5 protein-coding genes are annotated in these 4,678 nt (G+C 43.4%); 4 read left to right on the top strand and 1 reads right to left on the bottom strand.

Translation table 11 applies throughout. The features are described 5' to 3' along the window. The 4 genes from ACWA6V_RS17570 to ACWA6V_RS17555 form a co-directional block, all read left to right on the top strand. On the top strand, positions 1-368 hold a 368-nt coding region (locus ACWA6V_RS17570), incomplete at its 5' end, for a SapC family protein (protein ID WP_449523712.1). A gap of 2 nt (positions 369-370) precedes the next feature. Beyond that, a complete protein-coding gene (locus ACWA6V_RS17565) occupies positions 371-1,390 on the top strand; it encodes a cupin-like domain-containing protein (RefSeq protein WP_449523711.1) in 1,020 nt (339 codons plus the stop codon). Positions 1,391-1,413: 23 nt separating this feature from the next. Next, positions 1,414-2,910 (top strand): tryptophan halogenase family protein, encoded by a 1,497-nt coding sequence (locus ACWA6V_RS17560; RefSeq protein WP_449523710.1) that lies wholly within the window; start codon positions 1,414-1,416, stop codon positions 2,908-2,910. A 6-nt stretch (positions 2,911-2,916) separates the two neighbouring features. Next, positions 2,917-4,218, top strand: coding sequence for a JmjC domain-containing protein (locus tag ACWA6V_RS17555; protein WP_449523709.1), 1,302 nt, complete (start codon positions 2,917-2,919; stop codon positions 4,216-4,218). An 87-nt stretch (positions 4,219-4,305) separates the two neighbouring features. Here the strand turns inward: ACWA6V_RS17555 and ACWA6V_RS17550 are convergent. Next, the coding region (locus ACWA6V_RS17550) for a putative glycoside hydrolase (RefSeq protein WP_449523708.1) at positions 4,306-4,678 on the bottom strand (373 nt) is incomplete at its 5' end.

Raw genomic sequence — 4,678 nt, 5'->3', positions numbered from 1 at the left:
GTGAAAACGGACAATTGCTATTTTTGCAAAACGGGGGTTACAGTCAGTATTTGAACCATATTTCAAAGGTGCTCGATACTATTAACGATGGAATATTTCTAACCAGGTTAATGTTTGATGCCTTCAATAAGTATCAGCTGTTAGAAGATGTCACTTTGGATATAGAATTTCAAAACCTGAATAAACTAAAAATCAATGGATTTCAAACGATCAATACTGACAAATTGTCTAATTTAAATGGCGAGGCCCTTGAGGAACTGAATAAGTCAGGCTTTCTGCAGGCGGCATATTTTATTGTTGCATCTATGTCTAATATTAGAAAATTGATAGATCTGAAAAACCGTAAGCTTTTAGCCGGAGATAATTAAACTTGAAAAAAACAACTATTTTGCATGGGATTAATTCACATGATATTCCAAGGAATGTAATTAATTCTGCAGAACCTGTTGTTTTTAAGCAGTTGGTGGGTGATTGGCCGTTGGTTCAAGCTGGACGGGCTTCTGACCGTACATCAGTTGATTACCTAAAATCATTTTATAATGGGACACCCACCATTGTTTGTAAAATCCCTGCCGAAAATAACGGACGCATGTTCTACAGCGACGACTGTACCGCGCTTAACTATGAAAGTTTTAAGGGGCGCATTGATGAAACCCTGGATGCTATTTTGGCAGGCGTGCATCAATTAAATGATCCGTCCTACTATATTGCATCGAATATTATTGACACGCATTTGCCTGGGCTCAGCAGTGAAAATAATCTTTCCATTCCAAGAGACAAACATCCGGACGCAATGGACGAACGAGTGAGTATTTGGATTGGCGGTGCAACGACTGCGACCTGTCATTTTGATGCCTTGGATAATATAGCCTGCTGTGTTGCGGGTAAGCGCAGATTCACACTTTTCCCTCCTGATCAAATAAGCAATTTATACCCTGGGCCACTGGAGCCAACACCTGGGGGACAAGTCATAAGCTTGGTGGATTTTAAAAATCCTGATCTTCAAAAGTTTCCGCGCTTCCAAGATGCCCTTTTAACTGCGCAAATAGTAGAGCTGGAGCCAGGAGACGCTTTATATATACCCAGCATGTGGTGGCACCATGTTGAAAGCTTGAAGAATTACAATGTGCTCATCAATTACTGGTGGGAAGATTCGCCAGCTTTTTTGACGTCTGGTATGAATGCGCTTTATATGGCGATGCTTGGAATTAGAGATAAGTCTGCACATGAACGGCAAGCGTGGAAACACCTGTTTAATCATTACATCTTTGACGGATGCGAAAAATCGAATGCCCATATCCCGGCAGAAGCACGGGGGTTTTTACGAACTCTGGATAGACTGGGCGTTAGAAAATTAAGGGCACTATTGATAAATAAATTAAACCGTTGATGCCAATAAATGGTAAATAAAAAATGCTAGATAAAAAAATGAAAATAGTTATTGCTGGCGGTGGCACGGCAGGCTGGATTGCAGCAGCTGCACTATCTCATCAGATGGGGGAGATTCTTGATATTACTTTGGTGGAGTCTCAGGAGATAGGTACGATTGGTGTTGGCGAGGCCACCATTCCGCCGATGCGAACCTTTCATCGCTTGTTAGGTGTTAACGAGCAAGAGTTTATGAGAGCAACCAATGCGACTTTTAAGCTCGGTATTCAATTTGAAAATTGGAAAAAAATCGGCGAAAAATACTTTCATTCCTTTGGTGTTACCGGCAAGCAAACATTAATTACAGACTTTATTCACTTTTGGCTTAGAGGTCGAGAATTAGGAGTTGCTAAAGAGTTTGGTGATTATTGTCTTGAATACAAAGCGGCTTTACATAATCGCTTTTCTCTTAATGACCAGACAAAAATAAATTATGCTTTTCATCTCGATGCCGGACGTTATGCCAGCTTTCTCAGAGCCCGCGCTGAAGCTCGAGGTGTGAAACGAGTTGAGGGGAAAATCGCTGAAGTACAACAAAATCCAGAATCTGGTTTTATTGCCTCACTCAAGATGGATTCAGGCCAGGAAATACCGGGGGATTTATTTTTAGATTGCACTGGTATGCGAGGTTTATTAATTGAGCAGACTTTGCAGACTGGCTTTGAGGAATGGGGGCATTGGTTGCCCTGTGATAGTGCTATTGCCATTCAAACCGAATCTACTGCCCCTGCTGTGCCCTATACTAGATCGATTGCACATCACGCTGGCTGGCGCTGGCAAATTCCCTTGCAGCATAGAGTGGGGAACGGCTTGGTTTTTTCCAGCCAACATTTATCCAAAGATGAAGCGCTCAATATGCTTTTGTCGAGCGTGGATGGGAAAGTGCTTACTGAACCCAACGTAATAAAATTCAAAACCGGGAGACGCAAAAAATCCTGGAATAAAAATTGTATTGCAATAGGCCTTGCTTCCGGCTTTTTGGAGCCACTGGAATCAACCAGTATTCATATGATAATGACAGCATTAACACGCTTGTTACAGCTGTTTCCACATGGTGAGATCAAGCAGTCAATTGTTGATGAGTACAACTCTCAAGCTGAAAGTGAATATGTGCGAATCAGGGATTTTATTATATTGCACTACAAAGCAACCGAGCGCGATGACAGCCCTTTTTGGCGTTACTGCAAAGACATGGAAATTCCTCATGACCTTAAACATCGAATGTCACTGTTTAAAAATTTCGGAAGATCCAATCAAGTTGAAGGTGAATTGTTTCGCTTGGATTCATGGACTCAAGTGATGCTTGGACAGGGAATTATCCCTTCGTCTTATCATCCCATTGTTGAGCTTATGTCAGAAAAAGAACTGCAATATTTTTTGAGTGGTATTGCCGCAGATGTTGATAAAAACATGGCGACCCTATCAACACATCAGGAGTTTGTTAATACATACTGCGCCGGTGTTTGGAATAACACAAAATAAAAGAGAATGATGAAGATAGTAGACTTCCGTCCATTGCTCGATAATAACTCACCTGAAGAATCTCATATACCTATAGCGTTAAACGGGAGTGAACTTCAGGAACTGGTAAGCCCGGTCTCTTGCGAGGAGTTTGTAAATTCTTATTTCGCGCGCATGTCGCTGAACGTAAATGGCGCCCCTGAAAAGTTTGCTCATATTTTCAGTTGGGACAGATTGAGGCAGGCGCTTGCAAGAGGTAAGAATATCTCAGACAAGCGCTACAACATTACGGCATCATTTACTGGTGGAGAAGATTCTGGAAGTGCCCGGCGACTGATGGAAGCGCATCATAATCAGGTGGTCGAATTGCTTAACGCTGGCGCAACTATTTGTATCACCAATATCCACATGGCTGATCCATTTCTTGCCCAGTGGGCACAAGCAATTCGCTCGCAGCTTAATTTTACCGGCACTGTGGGCGTAAATTGTTATGTCTCACCAGACGGCTCCGGATTACCTATGCACTACGACAAAAGAGTGGCAACCACTCTCCAGATCGCGGGAAAGAAGCGCTGGAAATTCTCGGTAGAGCCAGCAAAAGTGTGGCCCAACTCTAACGAGGTGTATGAAGAAGGGCAGGTCAGAGAGGGTATAGGCACATTACCTGCTGATATGGAGTTTCGCGAAGTGGAGCTGGAGCCTGGAGATATGCTTTGTTTGCCCGCCGGGGCTTGGCATTCTGCGCGCGGCATAGGTTTTTCACTGGCGCTAAACCTGTACTTTGCTCCTCGAAATCTTTTTGATCAGTTCATCCCTTTGCTGCAGAACTTTGCGCTCGCGAATGAAAATTGGCGCGGCGGCCCACCCGCCACAATAGAAAAAACTCAGGGAAATATGCCGCAGGCAGTCTCAGAATATATGCGCGAACGCATCAATGAATTTCATAAGATGGTGTTGGAGGTTATTGAGAGTCCAGATTCATTAGCAGAACCTTGGCTGACTTCCTTGACGCATGCACCCTATACAGGGTGGCAACCTGATCCACTGTTGCCAATACCGGAAGTGACAACGCATCAGCGGTTTCGTGTGATGCCAGCATCACTTCGTTTTATTGAAAATCAGAATAAGCTGATTATACGTTGTGACAGCGGCTTTCTTGAATTCCCCGTCAGTTTAGCGCCCACTCTCAAACGTCTCTCTTCTGAACTGGAGAGTTTTACCATACCTGATGTTCTTTCCTGGCAACAAACGCAGGAAAGTTCTTCTGCTAATGAAATAATTCCTTACTTGAAAACGTTATACAGAAGCGGGATTCTTAAAAAGGTGTAATCATTAGCGTTAATTTTTTAAGGCAAATAAAAATCCCCGCCAGCTTTCACTGGCGGGGATTTTTATTTTAACGCGACAACTTTTTTCTTATGGGCAAGCTACATCTTTACCTGCACCTTTCACCACACTGACTTTGGCGAAAGTAATATCCAAAGTGCCGCTAGTGATAAGCGAGAAAGGTTGCAGGATTTGCGTCCAGTATTCTTCTGGTGGTTGGCCAATACCAAAATTAGCACCGGAGGTTGGGTAGCATTTAAATGGCACAGTCACCGTTTGCCAACCTTGACCAGCAAAACCTTTGAGTTTTTCACTCAGGTCAATATCCGATGCGCAGTAAGAGCCGCAACCTAAACGCAAGTAAGTGGTTGCACTGGGAGCGCCATCGACTTTGATATCAAATACCAATGCCGAATCACTGCTGTAGTAATTGATGAAGTCCTGGCGATTAGCGACTGACAGC

It is taken from the genome of Cellvibrio sp., assembly GCF_053579595.1.
The sequence above is the reverse complement of the archived record's forward strand: the minus strand, read 5'-3'. Positions and strand labels throughout refer to the sequence as shown.

Excerpts from the sequence above, each read along its gene's own strand:
- ACWA6V_RS17560 (WP_449523710.1), top strand. The coding sequence starts at position 1,414 with ATGCTAGATAAAAAAATGAAAATAGTTATTGCTGGCGGTGGCACGGCA.
- ACWA6V_RS17555 (WP_449523709.1), top strand. The coding sequence starts at position 2,917 with ATGATGAAGATAGTAGACTTCCGTCCATTGCTCGATAATAACTCACCT.